The sequence below is a fragment of the Enterobacter sp. AN-K1 genome, assembly GCF_020971765.1.
Taxonomy (GTDB): Bacteria; Pseudomonadota; Gammaproteobacteria; order Enterobacterales; family Enterobacteriaceae; genus Enterobacter; species Enterobacter hormaechei_C.
This window is the reverse complement of record NZ_CP087390.1, coordinates 1,793,906-1,819,911: the sequence shown is the minus strand read 5'-3', so window position 1 is coordinate 1,819,911 and position 26,006 is coordinate 1,793,906. Positions and strand designations below refer to the sequence as shown.

The window sequence follows — 26,006 nt, the reverse complement described above, 5'->3', positions numbered from 1 at the left end:
GCAAATCAGAATGATGTGCTGAATCAGGAGGTTAATAATGTTATCTGGGCAAACACCCACCCGGCAATGGAACACCCGACGCAGTGAGAAAGCGCGTCGTCTGGCGTCCGTACCGGTGCAGGGCAAGGTACTGCCAACCGGCGATCTTGTCGCCATGCTGGAAAAACTGATCGCACCAGGCGACAAAGTCGTTCTGGAAGGCAACAACCAGAAGCAGGCGGATTTCCTTTCCCGTTCACTGGCGGAAGTGAACCCGCAAATCGTGCACGATCTGCATATGATCATGCCGAGCGTGGGCCGCAGCGAACATCTGGACATCTTTGAGAAAGGCATCGCCCGCAAGCTGGACTTCTCCTTCTCCGGTACGCAAAGCCTGCGAATCTCCCAACTGCTGGAGGATGGTCAGCTCGAAATCGGGGCGATTCACACCTACATCGAACTCTACTCACGTTTATACGTCGACCTATCGCCAAACGTGGCGCTGATTGCCGGTTTTAAAGCGGACCGCAAAGGCAACCTCTATACCGGGGCGAGTACCGAAGATACTCCGGCGCTGGTGGAAGCCGCCGCGTTCCATGACGGCATCGTCATCGCGCAGGTAAACGAGCTGGTGGACGACGAGTGCGACCTGCCGCGTGTGGATATTCCGGGCTCGTGGATTGATTTTGTGGTGGTTGCCGATAAGCCGTTCTTTATCGAACCGCTCTTCACCCGTGACCCGCGCCTGATCAAACAGGAACACATCCTGATGGCGATGATGGCGATTAAAGGCATCTACGCTGAACACCAGGTGCAGTCCCTGAACCACGGGATTGGCTTTAACACCGCAGCGATCGAGCTGCTGCTGCCAACCTACGGCGAACAGCTCGGACTCAAAGGCAAAATCTGTAAACACTGGACCCTGAACCCGCATCCAACGCTGATCCCGGCCATCGAAAGCGGCTGGGTGGAGAGCGTCCACTGCTTCGGCGGCGAGCTGGGAATGGAAGAGTACATCCGCGCCCGTCCTGACGTGTTCTTTACCGGTGCCGACGGCTCCATGCGCTCTAACCGCGCCTTCTGCCAGCTGGCTGGTCAGTACGCGGTCGATATGTTTATCGGCTCCACGCTACAGGTTGATGGTTACGCTAACTCCTCAACCGTGACCCGCGGCCGCCTTTCCGGCTTCGGCGGCGCGCCAAACATGGGCCACGATCCGCACGGTCGTCGCCACGCCACACCGGCCTGGCTGAACATGATCACCGAGCCTGACCCGATGCAGCGCGGTAAAAAGCTGGTCGTGCAGATGGTGGAAACCTTCCAGGCGGGCGTGAAGCCAACCTTCGTGGAAAAACTCGACGCCGTTGAGGTCGCGAAAGCCTCTGGTATGCCGCTGGCGCCGGTCATGATTTACGGCGATGACGTCACCCACGTGCTGACGGAAGAGGGGATTGCTTACCTCTACCGGGCGAAAGATCTGGAAGAGCGTCGCGCCATGGTCGCCGCCGTGGCGGGTATCACCGATATCGGTCTGGGCGTTGACGCCAAACGCGTGGCGGAACTGCGCCAGAGCGGCAAGGTTGTGTATCCGGAAGATATGGGCATTCGTCGTACCGATGCCACCCGTTCGCTGCTGGCGGCCGGTAGCGTCGCGGACCTGGTGGAATGGTCCGGCGGTCTTTACAACCCACCTGCGAAATTCCGGAGCTGGTAATGAAACTTCTGCCCCAGATCCAGGTTGAAGGCGGTGCCGAATGGCTGGCGCGAACCGCCACGCAGTGTCTGATTGACGAAGCACGTTTAAGCCCGAAGCCCGGTCTGGTGGACAGCCGGGGGAACGGCGCGCACCACGATTTATCGCTTGCGCTGATGGAGCGCTCCGCTCACAGCCTGACCCCCACGTTTCAGGCGCTGGCGCAGCAGAGCTGGCAGCGTCCGGCGGATATTGCCCTCAGGCAAACCGTTGGCCGCCTGGGTCGCGAAGGTGAACGGCAGATGATGGCCGCTACCGACGGCGTGAACACGCACCGTGGCGCGATCTGGGCGCTGGGATTACTGGTGAGCGCGGTGGCGATGCTGGGCGGCGATGCCCGGGCGCAAACCGTCGCGAACACCGCCGCTCAGCTGGCGAAGCTGCCGGATGACGCGGCGCCGAAAGTGTTCAGCAAGGGGTTACGCGTCACGCACCGCTACCGTGTACCGGGCGCGCGTGAAGAGGCTCAGCAGGCGTTTCCGCACATCATGCAGCGCGCGCTGCCGCAGCTTCGCCTCAGCCGTCTCAACGGCAGCAGCGAAACGCAGGCCAGACTCGACGCGCTGATGGCGATCATGACCTCGCTCACCGACACCTGCGTGCTGTCGCGCGCCGGCATGGAGGGGCTGGACGCCATGCAGAACGGCGCCCGTGCGGTGCTGAACGCCGGAGGATGCGCAACCCTCGCGGGGCAGCAGGCGCTGGCGCGGTTAGACCGTCAGATGCTGGCGCTTAACGCCTCGCCGGGCGGAGCCGCAGACCTGCTTGCCGCCACGCTGTTTCTTGACCGCGCCGAAACGCCCTATTCAAAGCATTAAGAGGATGTTATGGAAAAAATCACATTGACCGTGCCCGCCAGCCGCGAAGTAAGCGGCAGGGCGCTGGCAGGGGTCGTCGGTTCCGGGGATATGGAGGTGCTTTTCACCGCCGAACCGGGCCAGACCTTAACCATTGATATCACCACCTCCGTCGACAACAGCCGCGGGCGCTGGGAGGCATTGTTCAACCGCCTGCAAACCGTCAGCAGCCTGCCCGCAGGTAAGCTGACCATCCACGACTTCGGCGCGACGCCGGGCGTGGCACGCATTCGTATCGAACAGGTTTTTGAAGGGGTGAACCATGCGTGATGACAGCAGCTTTATCGAATTAAAAGCGCGCCAGCGTGCGCAGGCGCTGCTCGACGACGGCAGCTACCGCGAACTGCTGGATCCGTTTGAAGGCATTATCTCTCCGTGGCTTGGGCCACAGGGGATTGTTCCTCAGGCCGATGACGGCATGGTGGTCGCGAAAGGGACCATCAACGGCCAGCCTGCGGTGGTGGTGGCGATTGAAGGCACCTTCCAGGGCGGCAGCATGGGCGAAGTGTCCGGCGCCAAAATGGCGGCAGCGCTGGAGCTGGCGGCGGAAGATAACCGCAACGGCATTCCGACTCAGGCGGTGCTGTGCCTCGAAACCGGCGGCGTACGTTTGCAGGAAGCCAACCTCGGCCTGGCGGCGATTGCCGATATCCACGCCGCGATCGTTGACCTGCGTCGCTATACCCCGGTCGTCGGGATTGTCGCCGGGACCGTGGGCTGCTTCGGTGGGATGTCTATCGCCGCGGCGCTGTGCAGCTACCTGATTGTGACCCGCGAAGCGCGGCTCGGCCTCAACGGTCCGCAGGTTATCGAGCAGGAAGCGGGCATTGAAGAGTATGACTCCCGCGACCGTCCGTTTATCTGGAGCATGACCGGCGGCGAAGTACGCTTTGAAAGCGGGCTGGTGGACGCGCTGGTGGGCGACGGCGTGAACGCGGTGAAAGCCGCGATGAACGAAGCCATCGCCAAAGGCGTACCGGCGAAACATCGCACCGATAACTACGACGATTACCTGAACCGTCTGACGAATTTCGACACCCGCAAACAGGCCGATGCCGAACAGATTAAAGCGCTTTTTGCCCGGGAGGTGAAATGATGACTAACTCAATTAGCCGTGGCGAACTCTGGCTGGAAACTCTGGCCCCGAACGCGAAACGTCTGGAGGGGTTATGCCCGTCCGTGCAGGCCGCAGACGGCGAGCTAAACGGTGAAACGGTGCGTTTTGTCACCGTGGTGCCGGACGCCAACAACCACTTCCCGCGCGCGGCGCAGGGTGAAGTCGGCCTGCTGGAAGGATGGACGCTGGCAAAAGTGGTCAGCGAAACCGTCGCCGCCGACGCAGATAAAGCCGTGAAGCGCCCGATTGTGGCGGTAATCGACGTCCCAAGCCAGGCCTATGGCCGTCGCGAAGAGGCGTTTGGTATCCACCAGGCGCTGGCCGGCGCCGCTGCCGCCTACGCTAATGCGCGGCTGGCGGGTCATCCGGTGATTGGTCTTATCGTCGGTAAGGCCATGTCCGGCGCGTTTCTGGCGCACGGCTACCAGGCTAACCGTCTGATTGCCTTCAACGATAAAGGCGTGCTGATCCATGCCATGGGCAAAGAGTCTGCGGCGCGCATTACGCTGCGTACCGTTGAGGCGCTGGAAAAACTGGCTGCAACCATTCCGCCAATGGCGTATGACATCAGCAACTACGCCACGCTGGGGCTGCTTTCCGACCTGCTGGATATCAGCAATCCGGATGCCCCTACCGAAAGCGATCTGACGCGGGTGAAAACCACCCTGCAACAGGCCATCAGCGACGCTCGTCAGGACACCACGTTGAAAAACCGTCTGGGTGCTGACAACCGCCGCAGCTCGGCGCTCGTACGTGAACGTATGCGAGCCAGCTGGTAAGTAAAAAGAGACCTGCCAGATGCATCACCCCGTGGGCGCGCCCGTTGCGTCCACGCGGGAACCTGCATCCTGAAAATAATAAACATCGCGCCAGTGCTTAAACTTTTTTACTACAGGTGATTTATGACTTACGTAATTGTTCATGCTCTTGCACCGATTTTCGTCATCATGCTGCTGGGATTCTGGGCCGGTAAGGCAAAGATGGTCGATAACAAAAATGTTTCCCTGCTGAATATCTTCGTGATGGATTTTGCACTCCCGGCTGCGCTGTTCAGCGCCACCGTGCAAACCCCGTGGACCGGCATCGTGGCGCAGTCGCCGCTGATCCTGGTGCTCACCCTGGCGATGTGGATCACCTATGCGGTCATCTACTTCCTCGCGACGAAAGTGTTTAAAAAATCCCCGCAGGATGCGGCCGTGCTGACGCTTACCGTCGCCCTGCCAAACTACGCGGCGCTTGGCCTGCCGATTCTGGGCAGCGTGCTGGGCGAAGGCCCTTCAACCTCACTGTCCGTGGCGGTCTCCATCGCCTGTGGTTCAGTGTTGATGACCCCGTTCTGCCTGCTGATTCTGGAGCGTGAGAAAGCCCGCGCCGAAGGCAATAACTCGGGTTCAACGCTTTCCATGCTGCCGGTGCTGATGTGGCGTTCCATTAAAAAACCGATCGTGATGGGCCCGCTGCTGGGTGTGATCCTGTCCGCTATCGGCATCAAAATGCCGGAGCTGGTACTGGCGGCGATTAAACCGCTGGGACTGTCTGCGACCGCTGCGGCGTTGTTCCTGACCGGGGTGATCCTCTCCGCGCGTAAACTTCAGATCAACACCATGGTGATCACTTCCACTATCGCCAAGCTGCTGATCCAGCCAGCGATTGCCTGGGGTATCGTTTTAATCTTCGGTCTGCACGGTTCTGTGGCGATCACCGCCATCCTGATGATTGCGCTGTCCGCGGGCTTCTTTGGCGTGGTGTTCGGTAACCGCTTTGGTGTGCAGTCGCCGGATGCTGAAGCCGTGCTGCTGTTGAGCTCCGTACTGTGTATCCTGTCGCTGCCGCTGTTTATCTCGCTGACTTCAGGAATGTAATCATGACCACAACATTACGCCCACACGACCTCATCTGGCTTACCGCGCGCGACGCCCTGGAAGGGATTACCGAATCCTGGGTGGACGCGGCCTGGCATGCCGGACTACCGGTAGTGGTGCGGCGTGATGTTGATAATGAAGGCCGTATTCCCGTTGGCGTGCGCGGATTGCGCCGCGACCAGCGGGCGGCCGGATGGGTGAAGCCTGAGAACGTGTTGCGCGTGGTGTCGCCCGAAGATTTGAGCGTTGCCGCCGACCTGCTGCGTTCGCCGTTTATCACTCAGCCGCCGGTTCAGGTGGCGCTTCAGCTTGCGCAGCAGTCGTGGACGTGGACGTGGGGGATAACCGGCAGTACGGGTTACGCGCTGGCGACCGGCATTCCGGTGATCCACGCCGATAGCGATCTCGATCTGCTCATCCGCGCCCCGCGTGCCGTTTCCCCTGAGGCGTTTACTGGCTGGCAGGCTCAGCTCAGCCGTGCGTTGTGCCGGGCGGATACGCAGGTGGACACGCCCGAGGGCGGATTCGCGCTGGCGGAATGGTTACGCGACGGCAAAACGCTGCTAAAAACGCAATGTGGACCGCGCCTGGTGGCGGATCCATGGCACAGGGAGGAGTAATGAAAATACTGTTTACCTTTCCGGGGCAGGGCACACAGCATGAAGGTATGCTGCAAAACCTGCCGGGAACGGAGCTGGAGCAGGCCCGTGCTGTGCTGGGGGCGGAAGTCGATACCCTGGACAGCGAAGGCTCGTTAACCCACACCCGCGCGGTTCAGCTTTCACTGCTGATTGCCGGCGTGGCGTGGGCGCGTGAGCTGGAACGTTGCGGCGTGTCGCCGGATATCGTCAGCGGGCTGTCCATTGGCGCTTATCCTGCGGCGGTTATCGCCGGCGCGCTGGACTTTACGGACGCGCTGAAGCTGGTGGCGCTGCGTGGCGATCTGATGGAGCAGGCGTATCCCCACGGCTACGGCCTGACGGCGATTATGGGGTTGACCCTGCCGCAGGTGGAAAACCTGATTCAGGGGACAGGAACCTATATTGCTAATCTGAACGCCGAAACGCAGATCGTGATTGCCGGAACCGATGACGGCATGGCGCAGGTGGCGGAACGCGCCCTGGCAAAAGGCGCAAGCAAGGCTAAGCGGCTGGCGGTGAGCGTACCGTCACACTGCGCGCTGCTGGCGGAACCGGCGCAGAAGCTGGTGGCAGCATTTAATTCGGTCACGCTTTCACGTCCGCGTTGCGCGTACCTGAGCGGCAGCACCGGACGCGTGCTCTGGCAGCCGGAGAAAATTGCCGACGATCTGGCGATGAATATGGCGCGAACCGTGCGCTGGCAGGAGGCGGTGATTTCCGCTAACGAGCGTGAAGCGCGGCTGGCGATTGAGATGCCGCCAGGGGGCATCCTGACCTGTCTGACGCGGCAGGCGGCGTGGGAAGGTGAATCCATTTCGCTGGAGCGCAGCGGGGTGGACGTGGCGGTGCATCTGGCGGGTCGGCTTCGTGCATGAGTTTTTTTGCCCGGTGGCGGCTGCGCCTTACCGGGCCTACGGGTTCGGTTGTATTATTTTGTAGGCCGGGTAAGACGCAACGCGTCGCCACCCGGCAAGGCCTCAGGCTCCGTCCTGCAAACTTCTGGCATACATCCGCCCTTCGGCGGCCAGCGCGCGCAGGCTCGGATCCTGCTCGCGGTTGCGGGCAAAGACGATCGCAATCAGCTGCTGCATCTGGTACGGCTGCGCCAGCTTCAGTAGCTGCACCGAATTTTCATACACTTTCTTCATCCTGCCCGGCATCAGCGTAAACCCGACCCCCGCCTGAACCAGGCTCAGCATCGAGAAAATATCGTTCACGCGCGTCACAATCTCCGGCTCGAAACCGGCGATATGAAACGCTTCCTGAAACCCGGCGTAAGTGGCGAACCCTTCCGCGAGGGCGACAAACTTCTGATCTTTATAGTCACGCAGATCGGCGGGGCCGCGGGTATTCAGCGTGGCAGAGGCCGGTGCGGCAAGGAAAATATCGTCATGGAACAGAGGAAGCACTTCGAGGCTGTTACGGTCGATATCGCTTTCGGAAATAGAGATTAAAATCGCATCCAGCGATCCCTCATCCAGCATATGGAGCAGGGTTTCGTTCGAGCCCATCGTCAGATCCATCTCCAGATCCGGACGGCGCAGCTTCATGCCCATAATCAGGCGCGGCACGGTTTCCAGCGTCAGCGAGTAGAGCGTGCCGACGCGCAACCGTCCCTGGCCGATACCGGCGATCTTGCGCGACTCTTCCAGCCCGCGCTCCATCACCTGCATCACCTCCTGACAATACTCCAGCAGCGTCCACGCGGAGGGGAGGGCAATCAGGTTACGCCCTTTGTGAGCAAAGAGCGGGCAGCGGACGTTCTCTTCGAGGGTATGCAGCGCGCGGTGCACGCTGACACCGCTCAGGCCGAGCGTTTCGGCGGTACGTGCGATATTGCCCTTCTCCATGAACGTCATGAAGATGCTGAGCTTACGGAATGTAATCTCGCTCGTGGTATCGAAGCCCATAACCCTCCCGGCGTGTTAGTCGGCTTGCAGCATCGCTTCCAGCTGTTCCTGCGCGTCCAGCCATGCCATTTCGCACTCTTCGAGGCTGGATTTGGTTTTCGCCTGAGTTTGCAGACAGTCCGTCAGCTCCGCTTTGCGGCTCTGATCGTACAGTTCGCTGTCGCCCAGCTTCTCTTCGACGGCAGCAAGCGTGGCGTTGAGCTTCTCCATCTCTTTTTCGAGACGGGCAATCTCTTTACGCAGCGGCTGCGTCTGGGTGCGCAGTTCCGCTTCACGGCGCTTCTGGTCTTTACGCGCCTGGGCGCTGTTGGCGTTGTCTTTCGCTGACTCTTCCGGCTGGTTTTCCTGCTTCTGCACGTCCGTCAGCCACTGCTGGTAATCTTCCAGATCGCCGTCGAACGGCTCCACTTTGCCGCCGTGCACCAGGTAGAGATCGTCGGTGGTGGAGCGGATCAGGTGGCGGTCGTGCGATACGACAACCAGCGCCCCTTCGAACTCGATCAGCGCTTCGGTCAGCGCCTGGCGCATGTCGAGATCGAGGTGGTTGGTCGGTTCATCAAGCAGCAGCAGGTTTGGACGCTGCCAGACGATCAGCGCCAGCACCAGACGGGCCTTTTCGCCGCCGGAGAAGCGCTCGGTGTTTTCAGTCACCTTATCGCCCTGGAAGCCAAAGCCGCCGAGGTAGTCGCGCAGCTTCTGCTCCATCTCCTGCGGCGCCAGGCGCGCCAGGTGCTGGATCGGCGATTCATCCGCGCGTAAAAATTCCAGCTGATGCTGGGCGAAGTAGCCTAGCTTGATGCCCTTCGCCAGCCCGATTTCGCCGCTGACCGGGTTAAGCTCGCCCGCCAGCAGTTTGATCAGCGTGGATTTACCGGCACCGTTGCGCCCCAGCAGACCAATACGTGAACCCGGCACCAGGTTGAGCTTGATGGAATCGAGAATAATGCGCTCGGCATAGCCCGCGCTCACTTTTTCCATTTTCAGCAGCGGGTTCGGCAGGCTCTCCGGCTCGCGGAAGCTGAAGTGGAACGGGTTATCCACGTGCGCCGGGGCGATCATCTCCATGCGTTCCAGCATCTTGATGCGGCTCTGCGCCTGCTTGGCTTTTGACGCCTTGGCCTTGAAGCGATCCACAAAGCTTTGCAGGTGCGCCACGCGCTGCTGCTGGCTTTCATACATCGCCTGCTGCTGGGCAAGGCGCGTCGCGCGCTGGCGCTCGAAAGAGCTGTAGTTGCCGGTGTATTCGAACATGCTTTGCTGTTCGATATGAATGATTTTATCCACTACCGGATCGAGGAAGTCGCGGTCGTGAGAGATCAGAATCAGAGTGCCCTGATAGCTCTTGAGCCACTTCTCCAGCCAAATAACCGCATCAAGATCGAGGTGGTTGGTTGGTTCATCGAGCAGCAAAAGGTCGGAGCGGCAGATCAGCGCCTGGGCCAGGTTAAGGCGCATGCGCCAGCCGCCCGAGAAATCGCTCACCGGGCGTTCAAGCTGTTCGTTGCTGAAACCCAGACCGTGCAGCAGGCTGGAGGCGCGGGAGCGAATGGTCCAGGCATCGATGGCGTCCAGCTTGCCGTGGACGGTGGCGATGGCGTGGCCGTCGTTACGTTCGTTGGCGGCGTTGAGCTCCGCTTCGAGCTTGCGGTATTCACGATCGCCGTCGATAACATAGTCGAGCGCGGGTTCGCTCAGCGCGGGCGTCTCCTGGTTCACCCAGGCGAGCTGCCAGTTGCCCGGGAAGGTAAAGTTACCGCCATCCGCGCTTATCTCGTTTTTCAGCAGCGCCAGCAGGGTGGATTTACCGCAGCCGTTTTTGCCGACCAGCCCCACTTTCTGGCCCGGGTTGATGGTAGCAGTCGCGTTATCCAGCAGGACGCGCACGCCGCGACGAATTTGTAACGAGGAGAAAACAATCATAGAAGCGCCGTATGTTCCGACTATGTTAATTTGTCATTATGATAATGTAAGGTGTGGGCCATTTTCCCCACCGGGCCGCCATGGTAGCCCAAAACGACAACAATACACAAAAACAGAACCGGGAGGGGAGTGATGTCTCAGACAGCGAAAGTGCTGCTGCTGTATGCCCATCCGGAATCACAGGACTCGGTGGCGAACCGGGTGCTGCTTAAGCCGGCCACACAGCTCAGTAACGTAACGGTGCACGATCTCTACGCGCACTATCCTGATTTTTTTATCGATATTCCTTACGAGCAGGAACTGCTGCGTCAGCACGACGTGATTGTGTTCCAGCATCCGCTTTATACCTACAGCTGTCCGGCGCTGCTCAAAGAGTGGCTGGACCGCGTGCTGAGCCGGGGCTTCTCCAGCGGGGTGGGGGGCAACCAGCTGGCGGGAAAGTACTGGCGGAGTGTCATTACCACCGGTGAGCCGGAAAGCGCTTACCGTCACGACGGGCTGAACCGTTACCCCATGAGCGACATTCTGCGGCCGTTTGAGCTGACGGCGGCGATGTGCCGTATGCACTGGATGAGCCCGATTATTATCTACTGGGCACGGCGGCAGGATCCGAAAGCGCTGGCGAGCCATGCCAGGGCCTATGGCGAATGGCTGGCGTCACCGATTCCGGCGGGAGGACGCTAATGGACGGTTCGAATTTACTCCTTGCCGGGGTGCTGTTTTTGTTTGCCGCCGTCGTCGCGGTCCCGCTTGCCGCGCGTCTCGGCATTGGCGCGGTGCTGGGCTATTTGCTGGCGGGGATCGCCATTGGCCCCTGGGGGCTTGGGTTTATCAGCGATGTGGATGAAATTCTCCACTTCTCCGAGCTGGGCGTGGTCTTCCTGATGTTTATCATCGGGCTGGAGCTGAACCCCGCCAAGCTGTGGCAACTGCGGCAATCTATTTTTGGCGTCGGGGCGGCGCAGGTGTTACTCAGCGCGGCCATTCTCGCGGGACTGCTGATGTTGACGCAGTTTTCCTGGCAGGCCGCGGTGATTGGCGGGATCGGTCTTGCGATGTCGTCGACGGCGATGGCGCTTCAGCTGATGCGCGACAAAGGGATGAACCGCAACGAGGCGGGGCAGCTGGGTTTTTCGGTGCTGCTGTTCCAGGATTTAGCGGTGATCCCGGCGCTGGCGCTGGTGCCGCTGCTGGCGGGCTCCGGAGACGATCATTTCGACTGGATGAAGATCTCCATGAAGGTGCTGGCCTTCGCGGGGATGCTGATCGGCGGACGGTTTTTACTGCGTCCGGTATTCCGGTTTATTGCCGCATCCGGCGTGCGCGAGGTATTCACCGCCGCAACGCTGCTGCTGGTGCTTGGCTCAGCGCTGTTTATGGATGCGCTGGGGCTGTCGATGGCGCTTGGGACGTTTATCGCCGGGGTGCTGCTTGCGGAAAGCGAGTACCGCCACGAGCTGGAGACCGCCATCGATCCGTTTAAGGGGCTGCTGTTAGGGCTGTTCTTTATCTCGGTGGGTATGGCGCTTAATCTTGGCGTGCTCTATACCCATCTGCTGTGGGTTATTGCGAGTGTCGCCGTGCTGGTGGCGGTCAAAACGCTGGTGCTGTATGTCCTCGCGAGGATTTACGGGCTGCGCAGCTCGGAAAGAATGCAGTTTTCCAGCGTGTTAAGCCAGGGTGGAGAATTTGCGTTTGTGCTGTTTTCCACGGCGTCGTCTCAGAAGCTGTTCAAAGATGACCAGATGGCGCTGCTGCTGGTGACGGTTACGCTGTCGATGATGACCACCCCGCTGCTGATGAAGCTGGTGGACAAACTGCTGTCGCGCCGCCTGAATCCCGCAGACGATGAAGACGAAGCGCCGTGGGTGGAAGATGATAAACCGCAGGTGATCGTCGTGGGCTTTGGTCGCTTCGGACAGGTGATTGGTCGCCTGTTGATGGCGAATAAAATGCGCATTACGGTGCTGGAGCGCGATATCAGCGCCGTCAACCTGATGCGCAAATATGGTTATAAGGTGTACTACGGCGATGCGACGCAGCTTGAGCTGTTGCGCTCGGCGGGGGCAGAGGCTGCGGAGTCCATCGTCATCACCTGCAACGATCCGGAAGACACGATGAAGCTGGTGGAGCTGTGCCAGCAGCATTTCCCGCATCTGCATATTCTGGCGCGTGCGCGTGGACGTGTGGAGGCTCACGAACTTTTGCAGGCGGGTGTGAAACACTTCTCCCGCGAAACCTTCTCCAGCGCGCTGGAGCTGGGACGCAAGGCGCTGGTTTCGCTGGGTATGCATCCTCACCAGGCGCAACGCGCCCAGATGCATTTCCGCCGGCTGGATATGCGAATGCTGCGTGAACTGATGCCCGTGCACAGCGACACGGCGCAGATCTCCCGCGTGCGGGAAGCGCGTCGCGAACTGGAGGAGATCTTCCAGCGTGAGATGCAACAGGAACGACGCCAGCTCGACGGCTGGGATGAATTTGAATAAAGGGTAACGAAAGATGGCTGTACGTAAACGCTTTATCGCGGGCGCAAAATGCCCATCCTGCCAGGCGCAAGATACACTGGCCATGTGGCGTGAAAATAATATCGATATCGTTGAATGTGTTAAGTGCGGTCACCAGATGCGTGAGGCCGACAAAGAAGCCCGCGATCACGTTCGCAAAGAAGAGCAAGTGATCGGCATTTTTCATCCAGACTAGCGATATGCTCTGAGTTTTTTTAAGCTTAAGGGTACACGGGTGCAGATTTCCGCTACAATCTGCGCCAGCAATTTTCCCACGCTCAGGAGATATCATGAAAGTAGCAAAAGACCTGGTGGTCAGCCTGGCCTATCAGGTACGTACAGAAGACGGTGTGTTGGTTGATGAGTCTCCGGTGAGTGCGCCGCTGGACTACCTGCATGGTCACGGTTCCCTGATTTCCGGCCTGGAAACGGCGCTGGAAGGCCATGAAGTTGGCGACAAATTCGACGTTGCTGTAGGCGCGAACGACGCTTACGGTCAGTATGACGACAACCTGGTTCAGCGCGTTCCTAAAGACGTATTCATGGGCGTTGACGAGTTGCAGGTTGGTATGCGCTTCCTGGCGGAAACTGACCAGGGTCCGGTGCCGGTTGAAATCACTGAAGTTGAAGACGACCACGTTGTGGTTGACGGCAACCACATGCTGGCGGGTCAGAACCTGAAGTTCAACGTAGAAGTTGTTGCGATCCGTGAAGCGACCGAAGAAGAGCTGGCTCATGGCCACGTTCACGGTGCGCACGGTCACGACCATGACCACGATCACGGCCACGACGGCTGCTGCGGTGGTCACGGCCACGACCATGGTCATGACCACGGCCACGGTAAAGGTGGTTGCGGTAACGGCGGCTGCGGTTGCCACTGATTCCGTACTCCGGAAAATAAAAAAGCGGGATAATCCCGCTTTTTTTACGCCTCAATAATGAGGTGGTGGCGTCTCTTCTGACTGAGAGGCAATGTTTGACGGCTGTGTGGCCTTCAGCTTTTCCGTCAGCAGGCGCATGTGATCGCGCAGTTTTGCCATTTCAAGCTCATGGGCCGTCACGGTCTGATTCAGTTCTTCGATGGTGATGTCCTGAAAAGCCAGGCGGCTTTCCAGCTCAGCCAGTCTCGCTTCGATCGTTGTATCCTTCATCATTCACCTCGTTTATCTCTCATTCGCCATAATGGACCAGCGGCGGCGAAGTTTAGCTGACTTTTTCCTTAAGTACAGTATCCATCTCCCTGACAAGAAACTTATTTAAACAAAAATAGTCTGAAAAGAAGCGACATTCGGGGGAGTCTGTCTGTAGATTTCTTCCACAACGTTTTATAGTACGTCACTCATTTACGTTTAACACTGGGGTGAGAGACCTCAGGTCCTGGAGATATGGATGAAATCACTGTTTAAAGTTACGCTGCTGGCGACCACTATGGCTGTAGCGCTCAATGCGCCGCTGTCTTTCGCTGCTGATACTGCTGCGAAGCCTGCTGCGACTACAGACAGCAAAGCGGCATTCAAAAATGACGACCAGAAATCCGCCTACGCACTTGGCGCGTCTCTGGGTCGTTACATGGAAAACTCTCTGAAAGAACAAGAGAAACTGGGCATCAAACTGGACAAAAACCAGCTGATCGCAGGGGTTCAGGATGCGTTCGCAGACAAGAGCAAACTGTCTGACCAGGAAATCGAGCAGACTCTGCAAGCGTTTGAAGCGCGCGTGAAAGGCGCCGCTCAGACCAAGATGGAAGCAGACGCTAAAGATAACGAAGCGAAAGGCAAAGCCTACCGCGACAAGTTCGCTAAAGAGAAAGGCGTTAAAACGTCTTCTACTGGCCTGATCTATAAAGTTGAGAAAGAAGGTACCGGCGACGCGCCTAAAGACAGCGACACCGTTGTGGTGAACTACAAAGGTACGCTGATCGACGGTAAAGAGTTCGATAACTCTTATACCCGCGGTGAGCCTCTCTCCTTCCGTCTGGATGGTGTGATCCCGGGCTGGACCGAAGGCCTGAAGAACATCAAGAAAGGCGGTAAAATCAAGCTGGTCATCCCACCGGATCTGGCTTACGGCAAAACCGGCGTTCCGGGTATCCCGGCTAACTCCACGCTGGTATTTGATGTAGAACTGCTGGACATCAAACCGGCGCCGAAAGCGGATGCGAAAACAGACGCACCGGCTGACGACAAAGCCGCAGCAGCTAAGAAGTAATGCTGAAAAAAACCGCCGCCTTTACAGGCGGCGGTTTTTTTATTGTGGGGCAGATATAATTAACACTGGAAAGCGTTATACACGCTGTATTAATTTAGTTGTCCGTGTAGATAATGAGCCTGCCCTGAAAACCTAACGACAGGCTCCTGAAAAGGAGTGTTTTTTTCATGTCCAGGTCGCTTTTAACCAACGAAACCAGTGAACTTGATTTGCTGGATCAACGTCCATTTGACCAGACCGACTTCGATATTCTGAAATCCTACGAAGCGGTAGTGGACGGGTTAGCGATGCTCATTGGTTCCCACTGCGAAATCGTATTGCATTCCCTGCAAGATCTTAAGTGTTCCGCTATCCGCATTGCGAATGGTGAGCACACTGGCCGTAAAATTGGTTCGCCAATAACCGACCTTGCATTGCGTATGTTGCATGACATGACCGGCGCGGACAGCAGCGTCTCAAAATGCTATTTCACCCGCGCCAAAAGTGGCGTGCTGATGAAGTCAGAAACGATCGCGATTCGAAATCGCGAACACCGGGTAATCGGTTTGCTGTGCATCAACATGAACCTTGATGTGCCATTCTCGCAAATCATGAGCACCTTCATCCCGCCCGAAACGCCGGACGTGGGCTCATCGGTGAACTTTGCTTCTTCGGTTGAGGATCTCGTGACCCAGACGCTGGAGTTCACCATTGAAGAGGTGAATGCCGATCGCAACGTATCCAACAACGCCAAGAATCGTCAGATCGTCCTGAACCTCTATGAGAAAGGGATTTTTGATATCAAAGATGCCATCAACCAGGTGGCCGATCGCCTGAATATCTCCAAACACACGGTTTACCTCTATATTCGCCAGTTCAAAAGCGGCGACTTCCTGGGACAAGACAAGTAATGCGTTTTGCGTTAATGGTGACGGGCCCGGCGTACGGTACCCAGCAGGCCAGCAGCGCGCTACAGTTTGCCCATGCGCTGCTTGATGCCGGTCATGAACTGGCAAGCGTCTTCTTTTATCGCGAAGGCGTATATAACGCGAACCAGTTTACGTCTCCGGCGAGCGATGAGTTTGACCTCGTGCGCGCCTGGCAAAAATTAAACGAAACGCAGGGCGTTGACCTGCATATCTGCGTCGCGGCGGCACTGCGTCGCGGCGTGACGGATGTGACCGAAGCCGAACGCCTTGGTCTGGCGGGGGCTAACCTGCAACCGGGCTTTTCGCTCAGCGGACTGGGTGCCCTGGCACAGGCGGCGTTGACCTGCGACAGAGTGGTGCAATTTTGATGAAGCGCGTAGCGTTTGTTTTTACTTCTGCGCCGCATGGCAGCGCTTCAGGCCGGGAAGGGCTGGATGCATTGCTCGCGACATCGGCTTTAACCGAAGATATCGGCGTCTTCTTTTTAGGCGATGGCGTATTCCAGCTTCTGGCAGGCCAACAACCGCAGGCCATTCTTGCGCGCGACTACATTGCGACCTTTAAAGTTCTGCCGCTCTATGACATTGAAACCTTCTATGTGTGCGCCGACTCGCTGGCCGCGCGTGGGTTAAACGAGAAAACACCGTTCGTGCTGGACGTGACGATCCTGACATCTGCTGCGCTGCGCGAACAACTCTCTCACTACGATACCGTTCTGACTTTCTGAGGCTGTCATGCTCCATACCCTGAGCCGTTCACCGTGGCAATGCGATATCGACACGTTACTGAGCATGCTGCGCGAAGGTGATGATCTGCTGCTGATTCAGGATGGCGTGCTTGCGGCGCTTGAAGGCAGCCGTTTTGTTGAAATCCTCGCTAATGCCCCCATAACAGTCTCTGCGCTGAAAGAGGATCTGGATGCGCGGGGTCTTTCTGGTCAAATTTCAGCCAAAATTGACGTGGTTGGCTATACTGATTTCGTCAATCTTACTGTGACGCACGCCAGTCAAATGAACTGGTGATTTGAGATCGCTGTATATTTCTTGACACCTTTTCGACGTAGCCCTAAAATTTCGCGTCCTCATATTGTATGAGGTCGTTTTATTACGTGTTTACGAAGCAAAAGCTAAAACCAGGAGCTATTTAATGGCAACAGTTAACCAGCTGGTACGCAAACCACGTGCACGCAAAGTTGCAAAAAGCAACGTGCCTGCGCTGGAAGCCTGCCCGCAGAAACGTGGCGTATGTACTCGTGTATATACCACCACTCCTAAAAAACCAAACTCCGCACTGCGTAAAGTATGCCGTGTGCGTTTGACTAACGGTTTCGAAGTGACTTCCTACATCGGTGGTGAAGGTCACAACCTTCAGGAGCACTCCGTGATCCTGATCCGTGGCGGTCGTGTTAAAGACCTTCCGGGTGTTCGTTACCACACCGTTCGTGGTGCGCTGGACTGCTCAGGTGTTAAAGACCGTAAGCAGGCTCGCTCCAAGTACGGCGTGAAGCGTCCTAAGGCTTAATGGTTCTCCGTTAAGTAAGGCCAAACTGATTTATCTTAATGTCAAACTAAACTCGTAGAGTTTTGGACAATCCTGAATTAACAACGGAGTAATCCCATGCCACGTCGTCGCGTCATTGGTCAGCGTAAAATTCTTCCAGATCCGAAATTCGGATCAGAACTGCTGGCAAAATTTGTAAATATCCTGATGGTAGATGGTAAAAAATCTACCGCAGAAGCAATCGTATACAGCGCGCTGGAGACCCTGGCTCAGCGTTCTGGTAAAAATGAACTGGAAGCCTTCGAAGTCGCTCTCGACAACGTGCGCCCGACTGTAGAAGTTAAGTCTCGCCGCGTTGGTGGTTCTACTTATCAGGTTCCAGTTGAAGTTCGTCCGGTTCGTCGTAATGCTCTGGCAATGCGTTGGATCGTTGAAGCTGCTCGTAAACGCGGTGATAAATCCATGGCTCTGCGTCTGGCGAACGAACTTTCTGATGCTGCGGAAAACAAAGGTACCGCAGTTAAGAAACGTGAAGACGTTCACCGTATGGCAGAAGCCAACAAGGCGTTCGCACACTACCGTTGGTAATCCCTTCGGAGTCGTAGTCACCAGGCGGGCGCTTCAGAGAAGCCGCCCGCTCTGGGTAACTTAACTGAACGCCTAAAGATATAAACGAGGAATCAAATGGCTCGTACAACACCCATCGCACGCTACCGTAACATCGGTATCAGTGCGCACATCGACGCCGGTAAAACCACTACTACCGAACGTATTCTGTTCTACACCGGTGTAAACCATAAAATCGGTGAAGTTCATGACGGCGCAGCCACCATGGACTGGATGGAACAGGAGCAGGAGCGTGGTATTACTATCACCTCCGCAGCGACTACTGCATTCTGGTCAGGTATGGCTAAGCAGTACGAACCGCATCGCGTAAACATCATCGACACCCCAGGGCACGTTGACTTCACCATCGAAGTAGAACGTTCCATGCGTGTTCTTGACGGCGCGGTAATGGTTTATTGCGCAGTTGGTGGTGTTCAGCCACAGTCTGAAACCGTATGGCGTCAGGCAAACAAATATAAAGTTCCACGCATCGCGTTCGTTAACAAAATGGACCGTATGGGTGCTAACTTCCTGAAAGTTGTTGGCCAGATCAAAACCCGTCTGGGCGCGAACCCTGTTCCGCTTCAGCTGGCAATTGGTGCTGAAGAAGGTTTCACCGGCGTTATCGACCTGGTGAAAATGAAAGCCATCAACTGGAACGAAGCAGATGCGGGCGTTACCTTCGAATACGAAGATATCCCGGCAGAGATGCAGGACCTGGCTGACGAATGGCACCAGAACCTGATCGAATCCGCAGCAGAAGCTTCTGAAGAGCTGATGGAGAAATACCTGGGTGGTGAAGAACTGTCTGAGCAAGAGATCAAATCTGCTCTGCGTCAGCGCGTTCTGAACAACGAAATCATCCTGGTAACCTGTGGTTCTGCGTTCAAGAACAAAGGTGTTCAGGCGATGCTGGATGCGGTAGTTGACTACCTGCCATCCCCGGTTGACGTTCCTGCGATCAACGGCATCCTGGACGACGGTAAAGATACTCCGGCTGAGCGTCACGCAAGTGATGACGAGCCGTTCTCTGCACTGGCGTTCAAAATTGCTACCGACCCATTCGTAGGTAACCTGACCTTCTTCCGCGTTTACTCTGGTGTGGTTAACTCCGGTGACACCATCCTGAACTCCGTGAAAGCGGCGCGTGAACGTTTTGGCCGTATCGTACAGATGCACGCTAACAAACGTGAAGAGATCAAAGAAGTTCGTGCGGGCGACATCGCTGCTGCTATCGGTCTGAAAGACGTGACCACTGGTGACACCCTGTGTGACCCGGATCACCCGATCATTCTGGAGCGTATGGAATTCCCTGAGCCGGTAATCTCCATCGCAGTTGAACCAAAAACCAAAGCTGACCAGGAAAAAATGGGTCTGGCTCTGGGCCGTCTGGCGAAAGAAGACCCATCATTCCGCGTATGGACTGATGAAGAATCTAACCAGACCATCATCGCTGGTATGGGTGAACTGCACCTGGACATCATCGTTGACCGTATGAAGCGTGAATTCAACGTTGAAGCGAACGTGGGTAAACCTCAGGTTGCTTACCGCGAAGCGATTCGCGCGAAAGTTACCGATGTTGAAGGTAAACACGCTAAGCAGTCTGGTGGTCGCGGTCAGTACGGTCACGTTGTGATCGACATGTACCCACTGGAGCCGGGCTCTAACCCTAAAGGTTACGAGTTCATCAACGACATCAAAGGTGGTGTAATTCCTGGCGAATACATCCCTGCCGTTGATAAAGGCATCCAGGAGCAGCTGAAAGCTGGTCCTCTGGCTGGTTACCCGGTTGTAGACATGGGTGTTCGTCTGCACTTCGGTTCTTACCACGACGTTGACTCCTCTGAACTGGCGTTTAAACTGGCTGCGTCTATTGCCTTTAAAGAAGGCTTTAAGAAAGCAAAACCAGTTCTGCTTGAGCCGATCATGAAGGTTGAAGTAGAAACTCCTGAAGAGAACACCGGTGACGTTATCGGTGACTTGAGCCGTCGTCGCGGTATGCTGCGTGGTCAGGAATCCGAAGTAACTGGCGTTAAGATCCACGCTGAAGTTCCGCTGTCTGAAATGTTCGGATATGCAACTCAGCTGCGTTCTCTGACCAAAGGTCGTGCATCATACACTATGGAATTCCTGAAGTATGATGATGCGCCGAACAACGTTGCTCAGGCCGTTATCGAAGCCCGTGGTAAGTAATCCACAGGATTAAAACCTAAGTCCCGTGCTCTCTCCGAAGGGGAGAGCACTATAGTAAGGAATATAGCCGTGTCTAAAGAAAAATTTGAACGTACAAAACCGCACGTCAACGTTGGTACTATCGGCCACGTTGACCATGGTAAAACTACCCTGACTGCTGCAATCACCACCGTACTGGCTAAAACCTACGGCGGTGCTGCTCGTGCTTTCGACCAGATCGATAACGCACCAGAAGAAAAAGCTCGTGGTATCACCATCAACACCTCTCACGTTGAGTATGACACCCCGACTCGCCACTACGCACACGTAGACTGCCCAGGCCACGCCGACTATGTTAAAAACATGATCACCGGTGCTGCGCAGATGGACGGCGCGATCCTGGTTGTTGCTGCGACTGACGGCCCTATGCCTCAGACTCGTGAGCACATCCTGCTGGGTCGTCAGGTAGGCGTTCCTTTCATCATCGTGTTCCTGAACAAATGTGACATGGTTGATGACGAAGAGCTGCTGGAACTGGTAGAGATGGAAGTTCGTGAACTGCTGTCTCAGTACGATTTCCCAGGCGACGACACTCCAATCGTTCGTGGTTCCGCGCTGAAAGCGCTGGAAGGCGAAGCAGAGTGGGAAGAGAAAATCATCGAACTGGCTGGCTACCTGGATTCTTACATCCCAGAACCAGAGCGTGCGATTGACAAGCCATTCCTGCTGCCAATCGAAGACGTATTCTCCATCTCCGGTCGTGGTACCGTTGTTACCGGTCGTGTAGAGCGCGGTATCATCAAAGTTGGTGAAGAAGTTGAAATCGTTGGTATCAAAGAGACTGCGAAGTCTACCTGTACTGGCGTTGAAATGTTCCGCAAACTGCTGGACGAAGGCCGTGCTGGTGAGAACGTTGGTGTTCTGCTGCGTGGTATCAAACGTGAAGAAATCGAACGTGGTCAGGTTCTGGCGAAGCCAGGCTCAATCAAGCCACACACCAAGTTCGAATCTGAAGTGTACATTCTGTCCAAAGACGAAGGCGGCCGTCATACTCCGTTCTTCAAAGGCTACCGTCCACAGTTCTACTTCCGTACAACTGACGTGACCGGTACCATCGAACTGCCAGAAGGCGTAGAGATGGTAATGCCAGGCGACAACATCAAGATGGTTGTGACGCTGATCCACCCAATCGCGATGGACGACGGTCTGCGTTTCGCAATCCGTGAAGGCGGCCGTACCGTTGGCGCGGGCGTTGTTGCTAAAGTTCTGGGCTAATTAATTATCCCTGAAATAAAAAGGACGCTCCGGCGTCCTTTTTTGTTTTCTGCCGTTGGGGCATTGTCATAAAAATTCGCATTTTTTGCTTTCTCCCGCCACGTATTCCGACGCCCGCGCTATTGTAATCATAACCATTCTCACTTACACTTTGCGCATATTTTGAACGGGAGTCTTTATGTACGTTTGTTTATGTAATGGTGTAAGCGACAAAAAAATTCGTCAGGCCGTTCGCCAGTTTCAACCACAATCTTTCCAGCAGCTTCGCAAGTTTGTTCCGGTGGGAAATCAATGCGGTAAATGCGTTCGCGCAGCGCGTGAGATCATGCAGGACGAACTGATGCAGATCCCGGAATTCAAAGAGATCGCGTAAGCCTCTATCTTTTTTTTGACATCCCCGTAGCCCGATCTACGCTTCAATGAGTGGAAGCGGAGGGACTATATAATGAAAGGTGATGTTAAAATCATAAGTTATCTCAATAAATTATTGGGAAATGAGCTTGTCGCAATCAATCAGTATTTTCTCCATGCAAGAATGTTTAAAAACTGGGGACTGACTCGCCTCAACGATGTTGAATACCATGAGTCCATTGATGAAATGAAACACGCCGATAAATACATTGAGCGTATTTTATTCCTCGAAGGCATTCCTAACCTACAGGATCTCGGAAAACTGGGCATCGGAGAAGATGTCGAAGAGATGCTGCGTTCTGATCTCCGGCTGGAGCTGGAGGGTGCAAAAGATCTGCGTGAAGCCATTGCCTATGCGGACAGCGTACATGACTACGTCAGCCGCGATATGATGATCCAGATCCTGGCCGATGAAGAAGGGCACATCGACTGGCTTGAGACCGAACTGGATCTCATTAGCAAAATTGGCCTACAGAACTACCTTCAGTCTCAGATCAAAGTGGAAAGTTAATCAGGCTTTCCCAGCCAACGCATAAACCCGCTGCCGCCAGAAATGGCCCAAAAGGCAGTGGGTTTTTTAATGCCTGCTTATCAGGGGTAAACAACGAGAAAGCAACCAGATACAGCAGAGCCATTAACGCGGCCACTAATGCCAGTATTGGTAGTACACACCAGCCATGCCATGCCCCCAGCGCCGCCAGATATTTTATGTCGCCATATCCCATCCCTTCACGTCGGCAGATGAGACGGTATCCCCAATAGATAATGGCGAATCCGGCGTATCCTGCCATCGCACCCACTACCGCGCTCGGCAAAAAATCAGGATGGAGACAAAGCTGGTAGAGCAGGCCCGTCCATAGCAGCGGGCAAAGAAATTTATCGGGAAGAAGCCCCGTGCGAATATCGGTGCGAACAAGCAAGGCCGATAACGCAAAATAGATCAGCAGAAAGGGGAGGGACAGTAGCATAGCGAGAGCCTCAAAATGGTTTGAGCGCATACTCGTAATAATCTGCATGGCCCGGCAATGTGTAAAAACAGCAATTGCGTAGCGGCTTCAGACAAAGAGTTGAGAAGGGATACTTTGCATAAAAAATTGCGCGGCCTTACGTATAGTACGTCTTTGGCGCTTAATTTCTAAACGGCACTTGCGTCTTTCTCTGATTTACGTATAATGCGCGGGCTTGTCGTAATTGACGGCGGGTTCAATCTGAACCAGAGTAGCTCACTTTGTTACTCAACAATGCTCCCAATTGGGGAGCTACGTAAGAACGGTTACACTCTCCCATCAATCGTAATGGGTTTGAGGAGTAATCATTTTCGTTTATAAAATAATTGGAGCTCTGGTCTCATGCAGAACCAAAGAATCCGTATCCGCCTTAAAGCGTTTGATCATCGTCTGATCGATCAATCAACCGCGGAAATCGTCGAGACTGCTAAGCGCACTGGTGCGCAAGTCCGTGGTCCGATCCCGCTGCCGACCCGCAAAGAGCGCTTTACCGTTCTGATCTCTCCGCACGTTAACAAAGATGCGCGTGATCAGTACGAAATCCGCACTCACAAGCGTCTGGTTGACATCGTTGAGCCAACTGAGAAAACCGTTGATGCTCTGATGCGTCTGGATCTGGCTGCCGGTGTAGACGTGCAGATCAGCCTGGGTTAATCAGGTCATCGAGCGATTGAGAGGTTGAAACAATGATTGGTTTAGTCGGTAAAAAAGTGGGTATGACCCGCATCTTCACTGAAGATGGCGTTTCTATCCCAGTAACCGTAATCGAAGTTGAAGCAAACCGCGTTACTCAGGTTAAAGATCTGGCTAACGATGGCTACCGCGCTATTCAGGTTACCACTGGTGCTAAAAAAGCTAACCGTGTAACCAAACCAGAAGCGGGTCACTTCGCTAAAGCTGGCGTTGAAGCTGGCCGTGGTCTGTGGGAATTCCGTCTTGCTGAAGGCGAAGAGTTCACCGTAGGTCAGGACATTAGCGTTGAGCTGTTTGCTGACGTTAAAAAAGTTGACGTAACCGGTACCTCTAAAGGTAAAGGTTTTGCTGGTACCGTTAAGCGCTGGAACTTCCGTACCCAGGACGCTACTCACGGTAACTCCTTGTCTCACCGCGTTCCGGGTTCTATCGGTCAGAACCAGACTCCGGGCAAAGTGTTCAAAGGCAAGAAAATGGCAGGTCAGCTGGGCAACGAACGTGTAACCGTTCAGAGCCTGGACGTAGTACGTGTTGACGCTGAGCGCAACCTGCTGCTGGTTAAAGGTGCGGTCCCGGGTGCAACCGGTAGCGACCTGATCGTTAAACCAGCTGTGAAGGCGTAAGGGGATAGCAATGGAATTAGTATTGAAAGACGCGCAGAGCGCGCTGACTGTTTCCGAAACTACCTTCGGTCGTGATTTCAACGAAGCGCTGGTTCACCAGGTTGTTGTTGCTTATGCAGCTGGTGCTCGTCAGGGTACTCGTGCTCAGAAGACTCGTGCTGAAGTAACTGGTTCAGGCAAAAAGCCATGGCGCCAGAAAGGTACCGGCCGTGCGCGTTCAGGTTCTATCAAGAGCCCGATCTGGCGTTCAGGTGGCGTGACCTTCGCTGCGCGTCCACAGGACCACAGTCAAAAAGTTAACAAAAAGATGTACCGCGGCGCGCTGAAAAGCATTCTGTCCGAACTGGTACGTCAGGATCGTCTGATCGTTGTCGAGAAGTTCTCTGTTGAAGCGCCTAAAACTAAGCTGCTGGCACAGAAACTGAAAGACATGGCTCTGGAAGATGTGCTGATCATCACCGGTGAGCTGGACGAGAACCTGTTCCTGGCCGCGCGTAACCTGCACAAGGTTGACGTACGCGACGCGACTGGTATCGACCCGGTTAGCCTGATCGCCTTCGACAAAGTCGTAATGACTGCTGATGCTGTTAAGCAAGTTGAGGAGATGCTGGCATGATTCGTGAAGAACGTCTGCTGAAGGTGCTGCGCGCACCGCACGTTTCTGAAAAAGCGTCTACTGCGATGGAAAAAACAAACACCATCGTTCTCAAAGTTGCTAAAGACGCGACCAAAGCAGAGATCAAAGCTGCTGTGCAGAAACTGTTTGAAGTCGAAGTCGAAGTCGTTAACACCCTGGTAGTTAAAGGGAAAGTTAAACGTCACGGACAGCGTATCGGTCGTCGTAGCGACTGGAAAAAAGCTTACGTCACCCTGAAAGAAGGCCAGAACCTGGACTTCGTTGGCGGCGCTGAGTAAGTCGGAGGAGTAATACAATGGCAGTTGTTAAATGTAAACCGACATCTCCGGGTCGTCGCCACGTAGTTAAAGTGGTTAACCCTGAGCTGCACAAGGGCAAACCTTTTGCTCCGTTGCTGGAAAAAAACAGCAAATCCGGTGGTCGTAACAACAATGGCCGTATCACCACTCGTCACATCGGTGGTGGCCACAAGCAGGCTTATCGTATTGTTGACTTCAAACGCAACAAAGACGGTATCCCAGCAGTTGTTGAGCGTCTTGAGTACGATCCGAACCGTTCCGCGAACATCGCGCTGGTTCTGTACAAAGATGGCGAACGCCGTTACATCCTGGCCCCTAAAGGCCTGAAAGCTGGCGACCAGATTCAGTCTGGCGTTGATGCTGCAATCAAAGCAGGCAACACCCTGCCGATGCGCAATATCCCGGTTGGTTCTACCGTTCATAACGTAGAAATGAAACCAGGTAAAGGCGGTCAGCTGGCGCGTTCCGCGGGTACTTACGTTCAGATCGTTGCGCGTGACGGTGCTTATGTCACCCTGCGTCTGCGTTCTGGTGAAATGCGTAAAGTCGAAGCAGACTGCCGCGCTACTCTGGGCGAAGTTGGCAATGCTGAGCATATGCTGCGCGTTCTGGGTAAAGCTGGTGCTGCACGCTGGCGTGGTGTTCGTCCTACCGTTCGCGGTACTGCGATGAACCCAGTCGACCACCCACATGGTGGTGGTGAAGGTCGTAACTTTGGTAAGCACCCGGTAACTCCGTGGGGCGTTCAGACCAAAGGTAAGAAGACCCGCAGCAACAAGCGTACTGATAAATTTATCGTACGTCGCCGTAGCAAATAATTTTAGAGGATAAGCCATGCCACGTTCTCTCAAGAAAGGTCCTTTTATTGACCTGCACTTGCTGAAGAAGGTAGAGAAAGCGGTGGAAAGCGGAGACAAGAAGCCCCTGCGCACTTGGTCCCGTCGTTCAACGATCTTTCCTAACATGATCGGTTTGACCATCGCTGTCCATAATGGTCGTCAGCACGTTCCAGTCTTTGTTACCGACGAAATGGTTGGTCACAAACTGGGTGAATTCGCACCGACTCGTACTTATCGCGGCCACGCTGCTGATAAAAAAGCGAAGAAGAAATAAGGTAGGAG

Annotated in this window: 33 protein-coding genes; 29 read left to right on the top strand and 4 right to left on the bottom strand. The window is 55.5% G+C overall.

Going from position 1 to position 26,006, the window contains the following annotated elements:
• Positions 1 to 37 precede the first annotated feature (37 nt).
• From mdcA to mdcH, 8 genes are all read left to right on the top strand, one after another.
• Entirely contained in the window at positions 38 to 1,693 is a 1,656-nt protein-coding gene (gene mdcA, locus LOC22_RS08845) for a malonate decarboxylase subunit alpha (RefSeq protein WP_015571421.1), read from the top strand.
• Complete coding sequence (locus LOC22_RS08840; RefSeq protein ID WP_017384166.1) at positions 1,693 to 2,550, top strand: triphosphoribosyl-dephospho-CoA synthase; 858 nt, start codon at positions 1,693 to 1,695, stop codon at positions 2,548 to 2,550. Before mdcA ends, LOC22_RS08840 begins: the two co-directional genes overlap by 1 nt.
• Positions 2,551 to 2,559: 9 nt before the next feature.
• The gene (gene mdcC / locus LOC22_RS08835) at positions 2,560 to 2,859 is read left to right on the top strand and encodes a malonate decarboxylase acyl carrier protein (RefSeq protein ID WP_000411786.1); all 300 of its coding nucleotides are present in this window, start codon (positions 2,560 to 2,562) and stop codon (positions 2,857 to 2,859) included.
• On the top strand, positions 2,852 to 3,685 hold the full coding sequence (locus tag LOC22_RS08830; RefSeq protein ID WP_017384167.1) for a biotin-independent malonate decarboxylase subunit beta: 834 nt from the start codon (positions 2,852 to 2,854) through the stop codon (positions 3,683 to 3,685). Before mdcC ends, LOC22_RS08830 begins: the two co-directional genes overlap by 8 nt.
• Positions 3,685 to 4,485 (top strand): biotin-independent malonate decarboxylase subunit gamma, encoded by an 801-nt coding sequence (gene mdcE / locus LOC22_RS08825; protein ID WP_032620995.1) that lies wholly within the window; start codon positions 3,685 to 3,687, stop codon positions 4,483 to 4,485. Before LOC22_RS08830 ends, mdcE begins: the two co-directional genes overlap by 1 nt.
• Before the next feature lie 123 nt (positions 4,486 to 4,608).
• Entirely contained in the window at positions 4,609 to 5,568 is a 960-nt protein-coding gene (locus tag LOC22_RS08820; RefSeq protein ID WP_000222846.1) for an AEC family transporter, read from the top strand.
• A gap of 2 nt (positions 5,569 to 5,570) precedes the next feature.
• Positions 5,571 to 6,188: a malonate decarboxylase holo-ACP synthase gene (locus LOC22_RS08815; RefSeq protein WP_017384169.1), complete on the top strand. Its 618-nt coding sequence runs from the start codon at positions 5,571 to 5,573 to the stop codon at positions 6,186 to 6,188.
• Entirely contained in the window at positions 6,188 to 7,084 is an 897-nt protein-coding gene (mdcH, locus tag LOC22_RS08810) for a malonate decarboxylase subunit epsilon (protein WP_230239489.1), read from the top strand. The genes LOC22_RS08815 and mdcH overlap by 1 nt, the downstream gene beginning before the upstream one ends.
• Before the next feature lie 102 nt (positions 7,085 to 7,186).
• Here mdcH and LOC22_RS08805 read toward each other — a convergent pair whose 3' ends face one another.
• A complete protein-coding gene (locus tag LOC22_RS08805) occupies positions 7,187 to 8,119 on the bottom strand; it encodes a LysR family transcriptional regulator (RefSeq protein ID WP_063134153.1) in 933 nt (310 codons plus the stop codon).
• Positions 8,120 to 8,134: 15 nt separating this feature from the next.
• Positions 8,135 to 10,039, bottom strand: a complete 1,905-nt coding sequence (locus tag LOC22_RS08800; RefSeq protein ID WP_103269769.1) for an ABC transporter ATP-binding protein — start codon at positions 10,037 to 10,039, stop codon at positions 8,135 to 8,137.
• A 132-nt stretch (positions 10,040 to 10,171) separates the two neighbouring features.
• On the opposite strand from LOC22_RS08800, the gene kefG reads away from it, so the two are divergent.
• The 4 genes from kefG (at position 10,172) to slyD (ending at position 13,427) form a co-directional block, all read left to right on the top strand.
• Positions 10,172 to 10,723 (top strand): glutathione-regulated potassium-efflux system ancillary protein KefG, encoded by a 552-nt coding sequence (gene kefG, locus LOC22_RS08795; protein ID WP_003861686.1) that lies wholly within the window; start codon positions 10,172 to 10,174, stop codon positions 10,721 to 10,723.
• A complete protein-coding gene (gene kefB, locus LOC22_RS08790) occupies positions 10,723 to 12,528 on the top strand; it encodes a glutathione-regulated potassium-efflux system protein KefB (protein ID WP_017384173.1) in 1,806 nt (601 codons plus the stop codon). The genes kefG and kefB overlap by 1 nt, the downstream gene beginning before the upstream one ends.
• A 13-nt stretch (positions 12,529 to 12,541) precedes the next feature.
• Positions 12,542 to 12,742 carry a YheV family putative zinc ribbon protein gene (locus LOC22_RS08785; protein WP_003861689.1) on the top strand — a complete coding sequence of 67 codons (201 nt, stop codon included), beginning with the start codon at positions 12,542 to 12,544 and terminating at the stop codon, positions 12,740 to 12,742.
• A gap of 94 nt (positions 12,743 to 12,836) precedes the next feature.
• On the top strand, positions 12,837 to 13,427 hold the full coding sequence (slyD, locus tag LOC22_RS08780; protein WP_003861691.1) for a peptidylprolyl isomerase: 591 nt from the start codon (positions 12,837 to 12,839) through the stop codon (positions 13,425 to 13,427).
• Between the two features lie 51 nt (positions 13,428 to 13,478).
• On the opposite strand, the gene LOC22_RS08775 is transcribed toward slyD, so the two are convergent.
• Complete coding sequence (locus tag LOC22_RS08775) at positions 13,479 to 13,697, bottom strand: protein SlyX (RefSeq protein WP_003861693.1); 219 nt, start codon at positions 13,695 to 13,697, stop codon at positions 13,479 to 13,481.
• A gap of 238 nt (positions 13,698 to 13,935) precedes the next feature.
• Between LOC22_RS08775 and fkpA the strand changes: the two genes are divergently transcribed.
• The 11 genes from fkpA to bfr all read left to right on the top strand — a co-directional run bounded on the left by fkpA (position 13,936) and on the right by bfr (position 22,137).
• Positions 13,936 to 14,754 carry an FKBP-type peptidyl-prolyl cis-trans isomerase gene (gene fkpA / locus LOC22_RS08770; RefSeq protein ID WP_003861695.1) on the top strand — a complete coding sequence of 273 codons (819 nt, stop codon included), beginning with the start codon at positions 13,936 to 13,938 and terminating at the stop codon, positions 14,752 to 14,754.
• 167 nt (positions 14,755 to 14,921) lie between these two features.
• Positions 14,922 to 15,644, top strand: coding sequence for a transcriptional regulator (locus LOC22_RS08765; RefSeq protein WP_003861697.1), 723 nt, complete (start codon positions 14,922 to 14,924; stop codon positions 15,642 to 15,644).
• Positions 15,644 to 16,030: a sulfurtransferase complex subunit TusD gene (gene tusD / locus LOC22_RS08760; RefSeq protein ID WP_015571410.1), complete on the top strand. Its 387-nt coding sequence runs from the start codon at positions 15,644 to 15,646 to the stop codon at positions 16,028 to 16,030. The genes LOC22_RS08765 and tusD overlap by 1 nt, the downstream gene beginning before the upstream one ends.
• Complete coding sequence (gene tusC / locus LOC22_RS08755) at positions 16,030 to 16,389, top strand: sulfurtransferase complex subunit TusC (protein WP_003861700.1); 360 nt, start codon at positions 16,030 to 16,032, stop codon at positions 16,387 to 16,389. Before tusD ends, tusC begins: the two co-directional genes overlap by 1 nt.
• 7 nt (positions 16,390 to 16,396) lie before the next feature.
• Entirely contained in the window at positions 16,397 to 16,684 is a 288-nt protein-coding gene (gene tusB, locus LOC22_RS08750) for a sulfurtransferase complex subunit TusB (protein WP_015571409.1), read from the top strand.
• A 124-nt stretch (positions 16,685 to 16,808) separates the two neighbouring features.
• Positions 16,809 to 17,183, top strand: coding sequence for a 30S ribosomal protein S12 (gene rpsL / locus LOC22_RS08745; protein WP_000246815.1), 375 nt, complete (start codon positions 16,809 to 16,811; stop codon positions 17,181 to 17,183).
• A gap of 96 nt (positions 17,184 to 17,279) precedes the next feature.
• Positions 17,280 to 17,750, top strand: coding sequence for a 30S ribosomal protein S7 (gene rpsG / locus LOC22_RS08740; protein ID WP_003861706.1), 471 nt, complete (start codon positions 17,280 to 17,282; stop codon positions 17,748 to 17,750).
• A gap of 96 nt (positions 17,751 to 17,846) precedes the next feature.
• Complete coding sequence (fusA, locus tag LOC22_RS08735) at positions 17,847 to 19,961, top strand: elongation factor G (protein ID WP_006812195.1); 2,115 nt, start codon at positions 17,847 to 17,849, stop codon at positions 19,959 to 19,961.
• A gap of 69 nt (positions 19,962 to 20,030) precedes the next feature.
• The gene (gene tuf, locus LOC22_RS08730; protein ID WP_017693880.1) at positions 20,031 to 21,215 is read left to right on the top strand and encodes an elongation factor Tu; all 1,185 of its coding nucleotides are present in this window, start codon (positions 20,031 to 20,033) and stop codon (positions 21,213 to 21,215) included.
• A 178-nt stretch (positions 21,216 to 21,393) separates the two neighbouring features.
• A complete protein-coding gene (bfd, locus tag LOC22_RS08725) occupies positions 21,394 to 21,588 on the top strand; it encodes a bacterioferritin-associated ferredoxin (protein ID WP_003863268.1) in 195 nt (64 codons plus the stop codon).
• Positions 21,589 to 21,660: 72 nt separating this feature from the next.
• Complete coding sequence (gene bfr, locus LOC22_RS08720) at positions 21,661 to 22,137, top strand: bacterioferritin (RefSeq protein ID WP_003863270.1); 477 nt, start codon at positions 21,661 to 21,663, stop codon at positions 22,135 to 22,137.
• Here the strand turns inward: bfr and LOC22_RS08715 are convergent.
• The gene (locus LOC22_RS08715; RefSeq protein ID WP_017693881.1) at positions 22,121 to 22,594 is read right to left on the bottom strand and encodes a prepilin peptidase; all 474 of its coding nucleotides are present in this window, start codon (positions 22,592 to 22,594) and stop codon (positions 22,121 to 22,123) included. The two genes, bfr and LOC22_RS08715, sit on opposite strands and share 17 nt — an antisense overlap.
• A gap of 381 nt (positions 22,595 to 22,975) precedes the next feature.
• Here LOC22_RS08715 and rpsJ point away from each other — a divergent pair, with 381 nt between their 5' ends.
• Genes rpsJ through rpsS form a run of 6 tightly spaced genes read left to right on the top strand, consistent with a single transcriptional unit; the run spans position 22,976 to position 25,998 of the window.
• The gene (gene rpsJ / locus LOC22_RS08710) at positions 22,976 to 23,287 is read left to right on the top strand and encodes a 30S ribosomal protein S10 (RefSeq protein ID WP_001181005.1); all 312 of its coding nucleotides are present in this window, start codon (positions 22,976 to 22,978) and stop codon (positions 23,285 to 23,287) included.
• Positions 23,288 to 23,319: 32 nt separating this feature from the next.
• The gene (rplC, locus tag LOC22_RS08705) at positions 23,320 to 23,949 is read left to right on the top strand and encodes a 50S ribosomal protein L3 (protein ID WP_003863274.1); all 630 of its coding nucleotides are present in this window, start codon (positions 23,320 to 23,322) and stop codon (positions 23,947 to 23,949) included.
• A gap of 10 nt (positions 23,950 to 23,959) precedes the next feature.
• Positions 23,960 to 24,565, top strand: coding sequence for a 50S ribosomal protein L4 (gene rplD / locus LOC22_RS08700; RefSeq protein ID WP_000424395.1), 606 nt, complete (start codon positions 23,960 to 23,962; stop codon positions 24,563 to 24,565).
• Positions 24,562 to 24,864: a 50S ribosomal protein L23 gene (gene rplW / locus LOC22_RS08695; protein WP_000617546.1), complete on the top strand. Its 303-nt coding sequence runs from the start codon at positions 24,562 to 24,564 to the stop codon at positions 24,862 to 24,864. Before rplD ends, rplW begins: the two co-directional genes overlap by 4 nt.
• Before the next feature lie 17 nt (positions 24,865 to 24,881).
• Positions 24,882 to 25,703 carry a 50S ribosomal protein L2 gene (rplB, locus tag LOC22_RS08690; RefSeq protein WP_000301859.1) on the top strand — a complete coding sequence of 274 codons (822 nt, stop codon included), beginning with the start codon at positions 24,882 to 24,884 and terminating at the stop codon, positions 25,701 to 25,703.
• Between the two features lie 16 nt (positions 25,704 to 25,719).
• Positions 25,720 to 25,998 (top strand): 30S ribosomal protein S19, encoded by a 279-nt coding sequence (rpsS, locus tag LOC22_RS08685; protein WP_001138117.1) that lies wholly within the window; start codon positions 25,720 to 25,722, stop codon positions 25,996 to 25,998.
• The last annotated feature ends 8 nt before the right edge of the window (positions 25,999 to 26,006 follow it).